This window comes from Acidovorax facilis (assembly GCF_050626955.1).
Taxonomy (GTDB): domain Bacteria; phylum Pseudomonadota; class Gammaproteobacteria; order Burkholderiales; family Burkholderiaceae_C; genus Acidovorax; species Acidovorax facilis.
In genome coordinates this window covers 2,069,840-2,085,294 of record NZ_CP192460.1, presented here as the reverse complement: position 1 = coordinate 2,085,294, position 15,455 = coordinate 2,069,840, and the positions used below count along the sequence as shown (strand labels likewise).

The following is a 15,455-nucleotide window of genomic DNA, read 5'->3' as shown; positions in this document are numbered from 1 at the left end:
GGGACGGGAAAAGGGTGTGGCTGTGCCGGTGGTCAGACCGCGTAAATGCGCGTGGAGACCGGGGGGAACTCCAGCAGCACGGCATCACCCGGCTGTGGATGGGGGTTGCTAGCGGACGAAGCCAGCGCCACCTTCACCGTGGCGGGCTCTTGGCCATGGCCCAGGTCGCACATCAGGCGCAGGTGGTCGCCGTAGTAGATGGCGCGCGCCACCGTGGCGGGAATCGCCGAGGTTTTGGGGTACTCGGAAGGCGCATGCAGCACGATGCGTTCGGGCCGAACACAGGCGTGCACGGCAGAGCCCAGTGCGGCCTGGTTCACGTTCACACCCGGCAACAGGTAGCCGCCTGGCAGCTGGATGGCGGTGTCGGCGCCCGCGCCTTGCAGGGTGCCCGAAAGCACCGTGTTGTCGCCCACAAAGCCGGCCACGAATCGGTTGGATGGCGCTTCGTACAGGGTTTCCACATCGGCGAGTTGCTGAATGACCCCTTCGTTGAACACCGCCACGCGGTCGCTCATGGTCAGGGCCTCGCCCTGGTCGTGGGTCACGTAGACAAAGGTCACGCCCAGCTGGCGGTGCAGTTCTTTCAGCTCGATCTGCATATGCTCGCGCAGCTGCTTGTCCAACGCGCCCAGGGGCTCGTCCATCAGCACCAGCTGGGGGTTGAACACCAGGGCGCGGGCCAGCGCCACGCGCTGCTGCTGGCCGCCCGACAGGCGCGTGGGCAAGCGGTCGGCCATGCCGGTCAGGCGAACCATGTCCAGCGCCTTCTTCACACGCTCGGCCTGTTCGGCCTTGGGCACCTTGCGCACGGTGAGCGGGTAAGCCACGTTCTGACCCACGGTGAGGTGGGGGAACAGCGCGTAGTTCTGGAACACCATGCCAAAGTTGCGCTTGTGGGGCGGCGTGCCGGTGATCTGCTTGCCATCGAGCAGGATGTCGCCCGCAGTAGGGGACTCAAACCCCGCCAGCATCATCAGTGTGGTGGTCTTGCCCGAGCCCGAGGGACCGAGCAGGCTCAGGAATTCACCGCGCTGGATGTCCAGGTCCAGCGAGCGCACCACCAGTTGTTCACCGTCGTACGTCTTTTGCACACCGCTGAAGCGGACCAGGGGCTCTGCTGATGGGTTCATGGTTGGGGGCACCTTGTAAGCAGAATGAAGGTCGGGTCGCATGTCAGCCCAGCGCGGCAAAGCTGTCGGCCAGGATGGCCAGGCCCTCTTCGAGCAACTCGTTGGAGGCGGTCAGCGGCACCAAGATGCGGATCACGTTGCCATACGTGCCGCACGACAGCAGGATGAGCCCGCGCTTGGCGGCTTCGGCGACGACTTTCTTGGTCAGTGCGGCGTCGGGGCGGTGGACATCACCGTCTTCGAACAGCTCGATCGCCACCATGGCACCCAGGCCGCGCACATCGCCGATGGCGGGGACTGTGGCGGCCATTTCTTTCAGTGCCCTGACCAGCAGCGCACCCATGTCCTGGCTGCGGGCCAGCAGGTTTTCCTTTTCAAACGCATCGATCACCGCCAGCGCTGCGGCACAGGCCACGGGGCTGCCCGCATAGGTGCCACCCAGGCCACCGGCTGCAGGGGCGTCGATGACGTCGGCGCGGCCCACCACGCCAGACAAGGGGAAGCCGCCTGCCAGTGATTTGGCAGTGGTGATGAGGTCGGGTGCCACGGGCCATTGCTCGCATGCAAACCAGGTGCCGGTGCGGCCAGCGCCGGTCTGCACTTCGTCAGCGATCAGCAGGATGCCGTAGCGGTCTGCCAGGGCCTTGAGGCCGGTGACGAATTCGGGTGGCGCCACGTAGAAGCCGCCTTCGCCCTGCACGGGCTCAAGGATGAAGGCTGCCACACGCTCGGGCTCGATGTCGTTCTTGAAGATCAGCTCCACTGAATGCAGGGCCTGCTCCACGCTGACGCCATGCAGCGCGTTGGGGAACAGGGCGTGGTACATCTCGCCAGGGAAGGGGCCGAACCCGATCTTGTAAGGCGCGACCTTGCCGGTAAGGCCCAGCGTGAGGTTGGTGCGGCCGTGGTAGCCGCCCGTGAAGGCGATCACGCCGGGGCGTTTGGTGTAGGCGCGGGCGATCTTGATGGCGTTTTCCACGGCCTCGGCGCCCGTGGTGAGCAGCAGGCTCTTCTTGGCAAACGCGCCGGGGGCCAGGGTGTTCAGGCGCTCGCACACTTCCACGTAGGGCTCGTACGCCACCACCTGGAAGCAGGTGTGGGTGTACAGCTCCAGCTGGGCTTTGACTGCAGAGATCACTCCGGCGTGCAGGTGGCCGGTGTTGAGCACGGCGATGCCACCGGCAAAGTCGATGAAGCGGCGGCCCTCCACATCCCACAGCTCGGCGTTAAGCGCCTTCTGGACGAAGAGTTCATGGGCCTGACCCACGCCCCGGGCCACAGCGGCATGGCGGCGGGTTAGGAGGGCGGCGTTGGTGAAGTGGCGGTCTTGCTGCATGGCGGTGGGCGGGTGGGTTGAACACGAAATGAAGGAATGGGCGAATTCTGGAATTCGCGCCACGGCCCGTCCATGTACACCGGCATGCTGTTTTGCGCGCACTGTGCAGGTCCTCGATCCTGTACAGGCAATCCCTGATTTGGTGTGCGCCAACACGGTGCACAATGCAGACCCTTTTGCGTAGCCGTAGCGCAATCCCCCACGCTGATCTGCAGGAAAACCGGGCACTCGGGGGATTGAAGGGTCTTGTATCGGTATGCCGCGGCAGGCCGCTTGCCATCTTCCAAAACGGTGCGTAAAAACGAAAAAAGGCCTCGCAGCGTGCTGCGAGGCCTCTGCCGGCCGAAACTTGAACGCTCTGCTACCGGGCGCACACCCCGGTCGTTGCAGCCGCCCCGGTCACCATGGAGTTGTTCGTGACCACACTGTTCGGTGCAATCACGCGCACCACCGTGCTGCCCGCGTGGGGTGTGGGGAAACACGCAATGTTGTTACGCACCACAGCGTTTCCATCGGGTACATCGCCATTCTGGAATTCGGTGTGGCCCACATTGATGGCTGTCTGAAACGTCGTCTGCGTGTTGATGATGACGTTGCCTTCAATCACGATACCGGGTGCCGACTGCACTGCCATGCCCGTGTTGCCGGCGTTGATGAGTGTGTTGTTGCGCACCACGAAGTTGCGGAACCATTCGGCCGAGTCATACCCCTGCGTGATCGACATCTCCCAGCAGCCATCCGTCGCAGCATCCTGCTCAATCCGGTTGCCCTCAATCAGTACGCCGTCCATCTGGCCGTGGAAGGTCATGTTGCCCCCTTGGCAGATGCCATTGACCACCGAGTTGCGGATGTAGCGGTTGTTGCGCAAGGTGACGTTGGTTCCACTCAGTCCATGGCTGCCCGACAGGTAGGTGCCATGGTTGAAGCCGCTGCCGCTGAAGTTGTTGGCCTCGATCAGGTTGCCTTCGATCACGCTGTTGCGGAACTGGCCCAGGATGCCCATGCTCCCGTTGTGATGGATGTGGTTGTTGCGGATCAGCACGTTGTTCACGCCATGCGGTGCGCGCGCCTGCGAGTGGATGGCAATCTGGAAGCCGGATATCTCCACGTTCTCAATCACGATGTCGCGGACATTGCCACTCAGCCAGAAGCCCCATGCCGAGTTGTTGGAGCCGTGGATCCGCAAATTGCGGAACACGTAGCCGCCGTCGTTGGAGGTGTTGGCGTAACGCCCTCCCAGCTCAAAGGGCGCGATGGCATTGTTGTTGGTGTTGAGGAGGGGGGCGGGCCCTGCGCCATACGCATCGAGGGTGAGGGGCGCGTCTGCGCGGACGTTCATGTTCTCGAACGTGGTGACACCCACTACCCAGGCACCGCCGCGCGCAAAAAGCAGTGCTGTGCCCGCAGGCAGTGTGTTGACATTGATCCCCGTGAGGTTCTGCTTGGGTGCCGCCTGCGTGCCGGGGTTGGAATTGCTCCCTGGCACGCAACCGGTGGCGGCGCCCGCCTGGCAGTCCGAGAAGTAGTACGTTACGGAGCCACCGGGCGTCGGTGCTGGCGGAGGCGCCGGTGGAGCCGGCGGTGCCGGAGGCGTTGGCGGTGGGGCGGGCGGGGCGGGCGTTGGGACGGGGCTGCTGACGTAGCACGCCTTTTTCACCTGCCGCAGGGGGTCGCCAAAGGTGGCGTTGTTGCACATCACGTTGTTGGTGAATGCGCGCGCGGCAGTCCAGGTGGTGCCAGCCCCATAGACCACCTTGGCCGTACCGGTAAAGCTGCATTGCTGCCCCTCGACGGCACACAAGGTGTAGCCCGGTGGCGGTGCTGTCAGCACGGGATCGGGCGCAGGAGCTGGCGACGGTGCGCTGGCATAACAAGCCTTTTGCACACCCCACAGGGGGTCGCCAAAGGTGGCGTTGCTGCAACTGACACCGTTGGTGAAACTGCGGGGGCTGGTCCAGGTCGTGCCTGCTCCATAGACCACGTTGGCTGCGCCGCTGAAGCTGCATTTCTGTCCCTCGACGGCGCACGGCTTGTAGCCTGCCGGTGGGGTGTGGGCCGCCTGCGCCAGTGCAGGGCCTGTGGCTGTGCCCAGGCATAGACCCAAGGCAATGGCCCATGGCCTGGGTTGAAAAATCCGTGAAGAGTTGAGTTCAGATGTTCGTTTCAGCATGGGTGTCCCTCGGTGTGTTGGGTATTGGTTTTCAAACCCGATTTGCGGTCACCGATGCCAATCGAGTTGGGGGGCAAGCCTATCGCTGGGGCATGGGTGTGTGCGCATTGCGGCGGCGGAAAAGGGACGGGCGGTGGATGCAATCCGACAGCCGCTGCATCGGACAAAAGACTGAATACCGCCCATCGGTTGGGCACTACCGTTCACGGTCTGCGGGCCTTTTCGAGCGCGGCATCATCAACGCGCAAGACATCCCACAGCCCTGCAAATCGCTGGAGACCGCTGCCCCAGGGTAGGTGGGGCTGACGGACAATAGGGGCATCCCGGCCGGACCGGATGCGGGCTCAGCGGTGGTACCTCCAGGCACGCGTCGCTGTTGACGGGAGCACACTGTGCAGGTGTCCCGTCCTGTACAAGCAATCCCTGAGTTCGCGGGTGTTGGCCCGGTGCACAATTTGGCCCCTTTCCCTGTTCTTTTGATGCTCACTCTCAGCCCGGATCTTCAGACACCGCTGGTCAGCCAGATCGTTGATGGCCTGCGGGGTCTCATCGCTGGCCAGGTGCTCAAACCTGGTGCCAAGCTCCCCTCCATCCGCGCCTTTGCGGCAGCCCACGGCGTGAGCGTGTTCACCGTGGTCGAGGCCTACGACCGCCTGGTGGCGCAGGGCTGGCTGGTGTCGCGCGCCAATGCAGGTTTTTTTGTGAAGCGACGGGGCGATGAGGGCGCGTCGCCCGGTACTGGTGCGCCCGAGCGGCCGGTGCCCCGTTTTGATGCGCGCTGGTACCTCAAACAAATTTTTGAAAACCGCAACCTGCCCATGAAACCCGGCTGCGGCTGGTTACCTCACGACTGGCTGTTTGGCGATGCGGTCAAACGCAGCATGCGTCAGCTGTCGTCCGACGGGCCCGAGCTGGATGGCTATGGCCTGCCCCACGGCCACATGGCGCTGCGCATGGTGGTGGCCGAGTCGCTGGCCGAACACCATCTGGCGGTGGACGCCGACCAGGTGCTGCTGACCCAGGGCTCCAGCCAGGCACTGGACCTGGTGGCGCGCCGCATGGTCAAGCCTGGTGACGTGGTGCTGGTGGACGACCCGGGTTACCCCAACCTGCTGTTCATGCTGCGCTTTGCAGGAGCCCAGGTGGTGGGTGTGCCGCGCACCGCCACCGGCTACGACCTGCCGGCGCTAGAGACCCTGCTGGCCGAGCACAAACCCACGGTGTTTTTCACCCAACCGCGCCTGCAAAGCCCGACCTGCTCGGTGGCATCGGTGGCGCACCTGCACCGGCTGCTGCAACTGGCCGAGCAGCACCACTTCATGCTCGTGGAGAACGACATCTATGCCGACATGGACCCCGGTGTGCGCCCCTCGCTGGCCAGCCTGGACCAGCTCAACCGTGTGATCTACCTGGGCAGTTTCTCCAAGACGATTTCGCCCAACCTGCGCACCGGATTTCTGGCGGCGCGGCGCGATCTGCTCGATGAGCTGGTGCAGCTCAAGATGATCTCGGGCCTGACCTCGTCAGAGATCACCGAGCGCATCACCTTTGGCGTGGTGACCGACGGGCGCTGGCGCAAGCACCTCAAGTCCCTGCGCGAGCGGCTGGCCGAGGCGCACCGCACGGTGGGGCGGCGCTTGCTGAACCTGGGGTTCGAGCTGTTTCACGAGCCCGAGGCGGGCATGTACCTGTGGGCGCGCCATCCTGATCTGCCCGACAGTGCCGAGCTGTCGAAGGAAGCCACGGGTGCGGGCATCATGCTCGGCCCCGGTCAGCTGTTTCTGGTGGAGCCGCGCCCCACGGGCTGGCTGCGGTTTAACGTGGCGTTCAGCCAGGACGAGCGTCTGTGGCGCTTTCTGGAGCAGCGCATTCTGCTGGGCCAGCAAGTGTCGGAATAGGCCTGTTGTTGCCGCTGCTGGGGTGAAAAATTTAGGCCATTTTGGTCGCTAGCGCCTATTGGTAAAGCGCAATAAGCTATAAAAATTAGAGCAATTGCCCTTTGGAACTGAGGCTGTCCATGCGGTTGCAGGCGCTGTGTGCATGGTGGCGCGTGCTACCGGTCAATGATGCGCCGCGCAAACCGCTCCAGATACTCCATCAACTGCTCCGCGCCGGCAATGGCCTGGGCTTCGTCGCCACTGGCAATGCCCTGCGCCAGTTGCATGTGCGCGCGGGCGCCTTCTGACACTTCGCCTTCGTGCTGGTAGGCGTACCAGAAGCGGCGGCACTGCACGATGAGCGGTTGCACGCATTTGACGGCCGAGTGGTTCTGGCTGGCCTGGTGGGTGACGAGGTCCAGTTCATGGTCGGCCAGCATGTAGTCGTCGAGGTGGCCGCGCGCTGCGGCTTGCACCATGTTTTCCGCACAACGCACGATGGCCTGGCGCTGCGGCGCCGTGGCGCGGCGTGCGGCGTTGGAGGCCAGCAGGCGCTCCAGCACGCGGCGGGTCTGGATCACGTCCAGGTGATCGGCCAGGTCGATGTGCGACACCAGCAGCCCGCGCCGGGGCTGCTGCACGATGAGCCCGATGGACACCATGCGCAGCAGCGCCTCGCGCACCGGCGTGCGGCCCAGGCCTGTGCTTTCGGCGATCTCGGCCTCCACCACGGGGCTGCCGGGCTGCAGCTGCAGCGTGGAGATCATGGTCTCGATGGCGTCGTAGGCCACGTCCGCCGCGCGCCGCTTGGGCGCGGGGTCTTGCTGGGGGGAGGGGCGGCGGAGTGTCATCGGGCGTGAAGGACGTTGCGGGAGGCCGCATCTTATGGGATGCGGCCCCGGTGACCCTTGCGGACTGTCAGAGACTTGCGCCCGCCTTGCGCAGCTCGGCAATCTGCGGCGCCTTGGGCAGCCACAGCTTGTCGAACTCCTGGATGATGCCGTCGGGGTTGAACGACGATGCCGTCTTGAAGGCGATGGACGTGCCCTTGAACTTCTCGATCAGCCCTGCCTCGGTGGTCACGATGTCATTGATCTGCGCATCCAGCGACTGGGCCACCAGCTTGCGGATGATGTCCTTGTCCTTGGCGTCCAGCCCTTGCCAGATGCGGCCGGAGACCAGCGGCGCGAACGGCATGAACAGGGCGTTCATCTGCAGCAGGGTCTTGGCTACCTTGTCGAAGCGCTGGTTCCACGAGAACTCGATGTCCGCCTCCAGCCCGTCGACCTGGCCGTTGCTCATGGCATCAAACACCTGCGGCGTGGGGATGGGTGTGGGCGCGGCGCCGAGCATTTGGTAGAAGTCGCGGTACACCGGCGTGGGGTTGATGCGCAGCTTCATGCCCTTGATGTCGGTGGGCACGGCGATGTCCTTGGTGGAGAACACGGCGCGCATGCCGGTGATGCCCCAGCCCAGGCCGATGGTGCCGGTCTCGCGCGGCAGCACTTCGAGCAGTTTGGTGGCAGATGGGTGTTTGACGAGTTTGGCCACGGCAGGCGTGGAGCGCACCAGGTACGGAGCATTGATCGCCGCGATGCTGGACACGCGCGAGCCCAGCTCGGCCGCCTGGATCCAGCCCATGTCGAGCGCGCCAGACTGCAGCTGCTGCATCATCGCAGCCTCGTTGCCCAGCTGGCCCGAGTGGAAGACCGTGACGCTCAGTCGGCCATCAGTTTCCTTCTTGAGTGCCTCGCCAAACTGCAGCGCGGCGCGGTTCCAGGAGTGGCCCGCAGGCGTGATCAGCCCCAGGCGAAACTCCTTGGCATCGGCTGCACGTACCAGCGCGGGAAAGCCCAGCCCCGTGACGGTGGCAGCGGCCACGGCGTGGCGCTGGATGAAATGGCGGCGGGTGACAGTGTGGGCGGGCGTGGTCGTCATGGTGAACTCCGTGTGAAAGAACCTTGGGAGGGGGACGGGGGATCTGTTGCTCGACGGGCTACTTGAGCAAACCGAGCGACAGGCTGGGGAACAGCGACAACATCACCAGCGCCACGCAGCTGATGATGAAAAACGGCAGCGTGACGATGAACATCTTTCCGGGCTTGGCCCCGGTGACGGCCGACGCGACAAAGAAGCTCAGGCCCACGGGCGGAGTCATCAGCCCCAGCACCAGGTTGACGACGATCACCACACCAAAGTGGCGCGGGTCAATGTGATAAACCTCGGTGGCAATCGGCAGCAGGATGGGCGCAGTCATGATGAGACCGGGGATGCCGTCGATCACCGTGCCGATGACCAGCAGGATCACGTTGGTGAGCAGCAAAAAGGTGACCGGATCGTGTGCCACGGTCTGCACCCAGGCGGCCACCATCTGCGGCACCTTGCCGTAGATCAGCAGCCACGAGAACACGGCCGCCGCCGCCACCAGAAACAGCACGATGGCCGAGTAAATGGCTGAGCGCAGCAGGATGGCGGGCATCGCGTTGAAGCGGAACTCCTTGGTCACATAGCGACCCACCAGCGCCGATACCAGCGCACCCACGGCGGCAGATTCGGTCGGGTTGGCCAGGCCACTGAGGATGGAGCCCACGATGATGATGGGGATCAGCAGCGTGGGGCTGGCCTGCACCACGGTGCGCGCGCGCTGGGCCAGCGTGCGCTTTTCGCTGCGCGGGTAGTTGTAGACAAAGCCCATGAGCGCGATCACGACAAAGAACAGCACGGTGAGCAGCACGCCGGGCAGGATGCCTGCAATCAGCATGTCGCCCACGGCCACCTGGGCCAGCACGCTGTAGACCACAAACATCACCGAGGGCGGAATGATGGGCCCCAGCATGCCGCCATACACCGTGAGGCCGGCTGCAAAGGTCTTGTCGTAGCCCTGCTTTTCCATCTCGGGCACCATCACCTGCGACATGATGGCCACCTGCGCCGTGGCGGAGCCGATGATGGACGACACCAGCATGTTGGCCAGGATGTTCACGTAGGCCAGCCCGCCTTTGACCGAGCCAACAAAGGCCATGGCCAGGTCTACCAGCCGCCGCGTGATGCCGCCGCTGTTCATGATCTCGCCGATCAGGATGAACAGCGGAATCGCGATGAGCCCGTAGCTGTCCACTCCGCCGAACATCTGCATCGGAAACGACTGGAACAGCACCGGGCTTCCGATGCTGACGATGTAGACCATGCCTGCCAGACACAGGCAGACCCCGATGGGCACACCCACCAGCAACGCGGCAAGGAAAAACAGGGTGGTGATCATGGTGGGGTCCTGGTGTAGAGGTCAGTCAGTTCACGGCGTCGGCGCTGACCACGTCGAAACCTGCGTGCGTCACACGCTCTGCAACACCCATGTCTTCGAGCAGGTTGGCCAGTGCATGCAAACTGAAGGTGGCGGAGAAGATCGGCAGGATGAGTTGCAGCACCCAGGTGGGCCAGTTCAGCGTCTGGGTGCGCTCGGTGTAGATGAAGTTGAAGCTCTCGGCCGCAAACTCTTTGGCATCAAAGCCGTAGCGCGCAATGCCGATGGGGTCCATCCACATCCAGCACATCACCAGCATGGCCAGGCCAAACAGCAGCACGCCGCAGGTGGCTACCACCTTGAACGCCTGGGCACCCCGCGCGCCGAGGTGGTCGGTCAGCATGGTCACGGCAAAGTCCATGCGCAGCCGCGTCATGACCGAAGCGCCCACAAAGGTCAGCCAGACCACGGTGTAGACCGCCGCCTCGTCCACCCAGTAGATCGGCATGCCGGTGTAGCGCGTGACCACGTTGAGCAGGATCAGCAGCACCAGCAACGTCATGAGTGCGGTGAGCAGATGCCGCTCCATGCGCAGAACCTGCGTGGACAGCGCCAGCACCCAGCGGACGGGAGCGCGCGGCGCCGGAGATTGCGGGGCGGGTGGACTGTTGGGCGTGGGCATGATGGGGTTCCTGGGGAGGAGAGCGCGGCGATGAAAGAAAAAGCCTTGTACTTTTTAATATCTAATAAATATATTTAAAAGCAAGATGGATGCCTGCTGGGTGCGGGTAAGCCCTGAAAGGAAGGACCGGGGAAAACGGCCGCGCGCCTGTCAGCCCGAGGGAGCTGCGGGCCCGCGCTGAGCGCTGGTGGTGGGCGCGGGCGTGCAGGCGGCCAGCGTGCCAATGCGTGTGGGCGCCAGCAGATGCCGTGGGGGCGCAGGCGTCCAGCCAAACAGGTGCTGTGCGGCCGCGCCGCAAATGCGGCCCTGGCACGCGCCCATGCCACAGCGGGTGTGGAGCTTGGCATCGATCCAGCCATCGCGATCGGCCAGTGCAGCGTAGGGCACGTCTTCGCAGCGGCACACCAGGGTGCCGGGTTGCGCCAGGGTTTTGAGTGCTTTGTTCAGTGGAAAAGAAGCGTGCAACGCCTGCGCAAAGCCCTCCCAGCGTGCCAGTTGCGGGCGCAGCGCCTGGGCCTGTTGCACCTTTCCCGCTGCCACATGTCCTGCCATGGCGCCCTGAACCAGTGCACGTTCGCTGCCGCCAAAGCCGGTGGCTTCACCCGCGGCGAACACACCGGCCACGCTGGTGCGCATCTGTGCATCGACAGCCAGGCCCTGGCCACCGCTGAGCGGTCCGCCCAGGGGGCAGCCCAGCATCTGCCCCAGGTGGGTGTTGGGCACCAGCCCGAACCCGCAGGCCACGCGGTCGCAGGCCATGGTTTCTTCGGCGTGTTGGCCTTTGCGCAGCCTCACTGCTTGCACCTGCGTGGTGCCTTGGACTTCCAGCATATGGCTGCTGGCGCGCAACTGCGGGTGAAGCAGCGTGAGGGCTTGCAGCGCCTTGGCAGGCCAGCGCGGCAGTTGCGCTGCAAAGCCAGCGAGCGCGCTCCACGGCGCCTGCTCGGCCACGCGCACCACGGTGGCACCCGCTTTGTTGGCGGTGGCGGCAGCGGCCAGCAGCAGAGGGCCTGTGCCTGCAATGACGATGCGCTGGCCGCGCACGTCGAGCCCTGCCTTGATGAGGGCCTGCAAGGCGCCTGCACCCGTCACACCGGGCAACGTCCAGCCCGGGAAGGGCAGCAGCAGCTCGCGGGCTCCGGTGCACAGGATGATGCGGTGGCTATGCTGGGTCCAGCCCCGGTCTGCGTCTTCCAGCAGCAGGGCCGGGGCCTTGTCGCCGGGTTGGGAATCACCCAGGCCCACCACGCGGGTGCCAGGCAGCAGGCGGATGTTGGTGTGCCGGGCCAGCGCCGCACGGTGCTGCTGCGCCAGGGCGGGCAAGACCACCTGGGGGCCATCGCGCCAGATTTGCCCACCGGGCTGCGGGTTGTCGTCCACGATGGTGATCGCTGCCCCGCTGGGCGCGGCAGCGAGGGCAGCCGCCAAACCTGCGGGGCCCGCGCCGATGATGAGGATGTCGCAGCGCTCGTGCGCCGAGTGTTGCTCGGTCATGGGTGGGGTCACGGGCTGGTTCATGGTGTGGCGCTCCCGGGTGCTGTGCCGACATCGGTGTGAATCGACATGCCCTCGGTGCAGACCGTCTGGCACGCCAGGCGGGTGCGGCCGTGGATGCGGACCCTGCATTCGTGGCACACCCCCATGCCACACAGTGGTGCCCGCGCCGCGCCGGTGACCGAGGTGCGTGTGGTGCCGGGTGTTTGCTGCGCCAGCGCGGCGGCGACGCTGGTCCCTGCGGGCACCTGCAGGGGGGTGCCATTCACCACGATGTGCACCAGGGCGGGTGTTCTGGATGCGGTCATGGTGCGCTCAGGCCTGCAAAGCGGGCAGGTGCAAAGGGCGTGGGGTCGATCGCTGGGGTGCCCCCAGCGATCTGGGCCGCCAGCAACTGCGCGGTGGCCGGGGCGGTGGTCACCCCCAATCCTTCATGTCCCAAGGCCAGCCACAGGTGCGGGTGTTCGGGGTGCGCGCCAATCAGCGGCAGGCTGTCTGGCGTGGCGGCGCGAAAGCCGGTCCAGGTGCGGATGGCGTTGAGGTCGGCCAGGCCTGGCAGGTAGTCGAGTGCCCGTTGCAGCATGCGCGCCATCACGGCGTTGTTGACGGCGGGGTCGGTGGTGTCGAACTCGCGCGACGAGCCGATCAGCAACTGCCCTGTGGGCCGGGGCTGCACGTTGAAGGCTACCGAGGTACCGTCGCTGTGGTGCGCGCTGGTGATGTAGCCCAGCTCCACCAGCTGGTGGTGCACGGTGCCTGGGTAGCGGTCGGTGATGACGAGGTGGCCCTTTTTGGGGCGCAGCGGCAGGCCGGGGCACAGCTGCGGGGCGTGGATGCCGCTGGCCAGCACGATGGCGCCTGCGCTGCGCTGGCTTCCGTCGCGCAGGGTGATGGTGTGGCCGTCGATCTGCATCGCTTCAGCCTGCTCCAACACAAGGTGTCCGTGGGCTGCGGCCTGGTCCAGCAGCCACTGGGCTGCGCGCGGGGCGTAGACCACGCTGTCCCCCTGCACCTTGAGCGCGCCCGCCAGACCGGTGCGCAGTGCGGGTTCTGCGCGGGACAGGGCGGCCGCGTCGAGCATGTCGCAGGCGATTCCGTGTGCTTGCAGGGTGCTGCGTTTGTCATGGGCCGCCTGCAGCTCTGCATCGTTGGCGGCCAGCCAGAGCGTGCCGCAGGGCGTGAAAGCACAGCCCGCATCCATGTGGGGTGCCCAGGTGTGCCAGAGGTCCAGCGACGTCTGGCTCAGCGCCAGCTCGGCCGGGTTGTCATCCATCACCACCAGATGGCCCATGCCCGCTGCCGTGGCACCGCCGAGGCGCGCATCGATGACGTGTACGGACAGCCCGGCCAACACCAGCGCATGGGCGCAGGCGGCACCCACGATGCCAGCGCCAATCACAAGGACATCGGTGTGTTGCATGGGGCGCGGGTGCAGCAGCAGGGTCGGGTTAAAGCCGGATGCCCCAGCCAAAGGGGTCCTTGTCTTCAATCAGCAAAGTAGCGTCGGCGCTCATGTGCGCGCGGCCCCGCAAGGTGGGGATGGCCTTGCCATCGTCCTGCAGCGTGTAGCTGGCCTCGAACTGGCTGCCGATGATGCTGGCCTGGCGCCAGAGTGCGCCCGGTGCCAGCTTGCCGTCAGCCGCCAGGCAGGCCACCTTGGCGCTGGTGCCCGTGCCACAGGGCGAGCGGTCATAGGCCTTGCCGGGACACAGCACATAGTTACGGCTGTCGGCCTGGTCATCGTCGGCAAACAGCTCGATGTGGTCAATCTCGCCGCCGTCGTCGCCCCGAATGCCCTGGTCTTTGAGGGCTTGCTGCACGGCGCAGCTGTAGGCCATCAACGCCTCCAGGTTGTCACTGGCTACACGCTGGCCGTGGTCGGAGATCAGGAAGAACCAGTTGCCGCCCCAGGCCACATCGCCCACCACGCGGCCATAGCCGGGCACGTCCACCGCCAGCTCATGGTGCAGGCGGTAGGCCGGCACGTTGCGCACGCTGACAGAGCCATCGGTGTGCAGGGTGGTGGTGACGGTGCCCACCGGGGTTTCGATGCGGTGCTCGCCAGGGGTGATGCGGCCCAGGTAGGCGAGCGATGCGATCAGCCCGATGGTGCCGTGGCCACACATGCCCAGGTAGCCGCTGTTGTTGAAGAAGATCACGCCCGCTGCATTGGCCGGGTCCTGCGGCGCGCAGAGCAGCGCCCCCACCACCACGTCGCTGCCACGCGGTTCCAGCACGGTGGCGGCCCGCCAGGCATCGTGGCGCTCGGCCAGCAGCGCACGCCGTTCGGCCATGGTGCCGGTGCCCAGGTCCGGAAAACCGTCGATGACAAGCCGGGTCGGCTCGCCGCCCGTGTGGGAGTCGATCACGTGGATGCGTTGCATGGTGCTGTGGTGGTGGTGGAGTAGGGCGCTCAGTGTCTCAGGCGGCAGACTGGTATTTTGTAGGGCGCGTGGCCAGGGCCTTGCGCACCACACTCTCGACAAATGCGCGTTCGTCGCCCACCAGGGGCAGGCGGGGGCGGCGCATGTGTTCGGTGCCTACACCCACCAGCGCATCGATGAGCTTGAGGTTCTGCACGAGCTTGTTGGACACATCCAGGTGCAGCATGGGCGTCATCCACTGGTAGAGCGGCAGCGCCTCGGCAAACTTGCCCGCTTTCATCAGGTCGTACAGCGCCACGGTTTCGCGCGGGAAGGCGCAGCCCACGCCGGCCAGCAGGCCGTCGCATCCCAGGGCCAGGCCTTCGTAGGCCAGGTCGTCCACGCCGAGGAAGAGCTGGTAGCGGTCACCCACGGTGTTGCGCAGGTCGGTGATGCGGCGGATGTCGCCGGTGCTTTCCTTGATGGCGGCGATCCACTCGCAGTCGGCCAGCTCCACCATGTGCTCGGGTTTCAGGTCCACGCGGTAGGCCACAGGGTTGTTGTAGACCATCAGGGGGCGCTGGGCGGCACCCGCCATGGCGCGCACATTGGCCATGGCCTCGCGGGCGTCGGCCACGTAGATCACCGAGGGCATGACCATGTAGCCGGCCACGCCGAGCTTGTTGCCGCCGTCGATGTACCGCAGGGCTTCGCGGGTGCTGGTTTCGGACACGTTGGCGAGTACGGGCACGCGGCCATCGGCGGCTTCGAGGGCGATCTTGGCGACCTGGAGCTTTTCCTCCAGCGTGAGGGTGCTGGCCTCGCCGAGAGAACCGCAGGTGACCAGCCCGTGGATGCCGTTGCGGATCTGGAAGTCGATGTGGCGGGCTGTGCCTTCGGCGTCGATGGACTCGTCGGCGTGGAACTTGGTGGTGATGGCGGGGAAGATGCCTTGCCAGCGGGGTTGTGGGTTCACGAGGGGCTCCTTGGATGAGTGGGAGGGTTGTAATTATTAATATATTAACAAGATATTTAAAGCGCGCAAGCGGATTTTTCCGCATCCGTTGGCGCATGGAGTGGAGGCGTCTATCCCCGCCCTGTCGCCCTCCCGCCACGGACCGCCAGACTGCAAACCTATAATGAAAGGTTGGTCCCCATA

13 protein-coding genes are annotated in these 15,455 nt (G+C 65.3%); 1 reads left to right on the top strand and 12 read right to left on the bottom strand.

Annotated features, from left to right (window positions below; all coding sequences use genetic code 11):
• Positions 1 to 32 precede the first annotated feature (32 nt).
• From ACQ4MJ_RS09395 to ACQ4MJ_RS09385, 3 genes are all read right to left on the bottom strand, one after another.
• Positions 33 to 1,133, bottom strand: a complete 1,101-nt coding sequence (locus ACQ4MJ_RS09395) for an ABC transporter ATP-binding protein (RefSeq protein ID WP_431152888.1) — start codon at positions 1,131 to 1,133, stop codon at positions 33 to 35.
• A gap of 43 nt (positions 1,134 to 1,176) precedes the next feature.
• Entirely contained in the window at positions 1,177 to 2,469 is a 1,293-nt protein-coding gene (gene gabT, locus ACQ4MJ_RS09390; protein WP_431152889.1) for a 4-aminobutyrate--2-oxoglutarate transaminase, read from the bottom strand.
• A gap of 361 nt (positions 2,470 to 2,830) precedes the next feature.
• Positions 2,831 to 4,573: a right-handed parallel beta-helix repeat-containing protein gene (locus tag ACQ4MJ_RS09385; protein WP_431152890.1), complete on the bottom strand. Its 1,743-nt coding sequence runs from the start codon at positions 4,571 to 4,573 to the stop codon at positions 2,831 to 2,833.
• Positions 4,574 to 5,118: 545 nt separating this feature from the next.
• On the opposite strand from ACQ4MJ_RS09385, the gene ACQ4MJ_RS09380 reads away from it, so the two are divergent.
• Positions 5,119 to 6,537 (top strand): PLP-dependent aminotransferase family protein, encoded by a 1,419-nt coding sequence (locus ACQ4MJ_RS09380; RefSeq protein ID WP_218300990.1) that lies wholly within the window; start codon positions 5,119 to 5,121, stop codon positions 6,535 to 6,537.
• A gap of 155 nt (positions 6,538 to 6,692) precedes the next feature.
• Here ACQ4MJ_RS09380 and ACQ4MJ_RS09375 read toward each other — a convergent pair whose 3' ends face one another.
• The 9 genes from ACQ4MJ_RS09375 to ACQ4MJ_RS09335 all read right to left on the bottom strand — a co-directional run bounded on the left by ACQ4MJ_RS09375 (position 6,693) and on the right by ACQ4MJ_RS09335 (position 15,272).
• On the bottom strand, positions 6,693 to 7,367 hold the full coding sequence (locus ACQ4MJ_RS09375) for a GntR family transcriptional regulator (protein WP_055398092.1): 675 nt from the start codon (positions 7,365 to 7,367) through the stop codon (positions 6,693 to 6,695).
• 67 nt (positions 7,368 to 7,434) lie between these two features.
• Positions 7,435 to 8,454, bottom strand: coding sequence for a TRAP transporter substrate-binding protein (locus ACQ4MJ_RS09370; RefSeq protein WP_108498414.1), 1,020 nt, complete (start codon positions 8,452 to 8,454; stop codon positions 7,435 to 7,437).
• A gap of 58 nt (positions 8,455 to 8,512) precedes the next feature.
• Positions 8,513 to 9,778: a TRAP transporter large permease gene (locus ACQ4MJ_RS09365; protein WP_121419988.1), complete on the bottom strand. Its 1,266-nt coding sequence runs from the start codon at positions 9,776 to 9,778 to the stop codon at positions 8,513 to 8,515.
• Between the two features lie 25 nt (positions 9,779 to 9,803).
• Positions 9,804 to 10,439 carry a TRAP transporter small permease gene (locus tag ACQ4MJ_RS09360; RefSeq protein ID WP_431152891.1) on the bottom strand — a complete coding sequence of 212 codons (636 nt, stop codon included), beginning with the start codon at positions 10,437 to 10,439 and terminating at the stop codon, positions 9,804 to 9,806.
• A 150-nt stretch (positions 10,440 to 10,589) separates the two neighbouring features.
• The gene (locus tag ACQ4MJ_RS09355; protein WP_431152892.1) at positions 10,590 to 11,957 is read right to left on the bottom strand and encodes an FAD-dependent oxidoreductase; all 1,368 of its coding nucleotides are present in this window, start codon (positions 11,955 to 11,957) and stop codon (positions 10,590 to 10,592) included.
• A complete protein-coding gene (locus ACQ4MJ_RS09350) occupies positions 11,954 to 12,214 on the bottom strand; it encodes a 2Fe-2S iron-sulfur cluster-binding protein (protein ID WP_207780658.1) in 261 nt (86 codons plus the stop codon). Before ACQ4MJ_RS09350 ends, ACQ4MJ_RS09355 begins: the two co-directional genes overlap by 4 nt.
• A gap of 23 nt (positions 12,215 to 12,237) precedes the next feature.
• Entirely contained in the window at positions 12,238 to 13,353 is a 1,116-nt protein-coding gene (locus ACQ4MJ_RS09345) for an NAD(P)/FAD-dependent oxidoreductase (protein WP_431152893.1), read from the bottom strand.
• Between the two features lie 28 nt (positions 13,354 to 13,381).
• On the bottom strand, positions 13,382 to 14,317 hold the full coding sequence (locus ACQ4MJ_RS09340) for a 4-hydroxyproline epimerase (protein WP_431152894.1): 936 nt from the start codon (positions 14,315 to 14,317) through the stop codon (positions 13,382 to 13,384).
• Between the two features lie 37 nt (positions 14,318 to 14,354).
• Positions 14,355 to 15,272, bottom strand: coding sequence for a dihydrodipicolinate synthase family protein (locus ACQ4MJ_RS09335; RefSeq protein WP_431152896.1), 918 nt, complete (start codon positions 15,270 to 15,272; stop codon positions 14,355 to 14,357).
• Positions 15,273 to 15,455 lie beyond the last annotated feature (183 nt).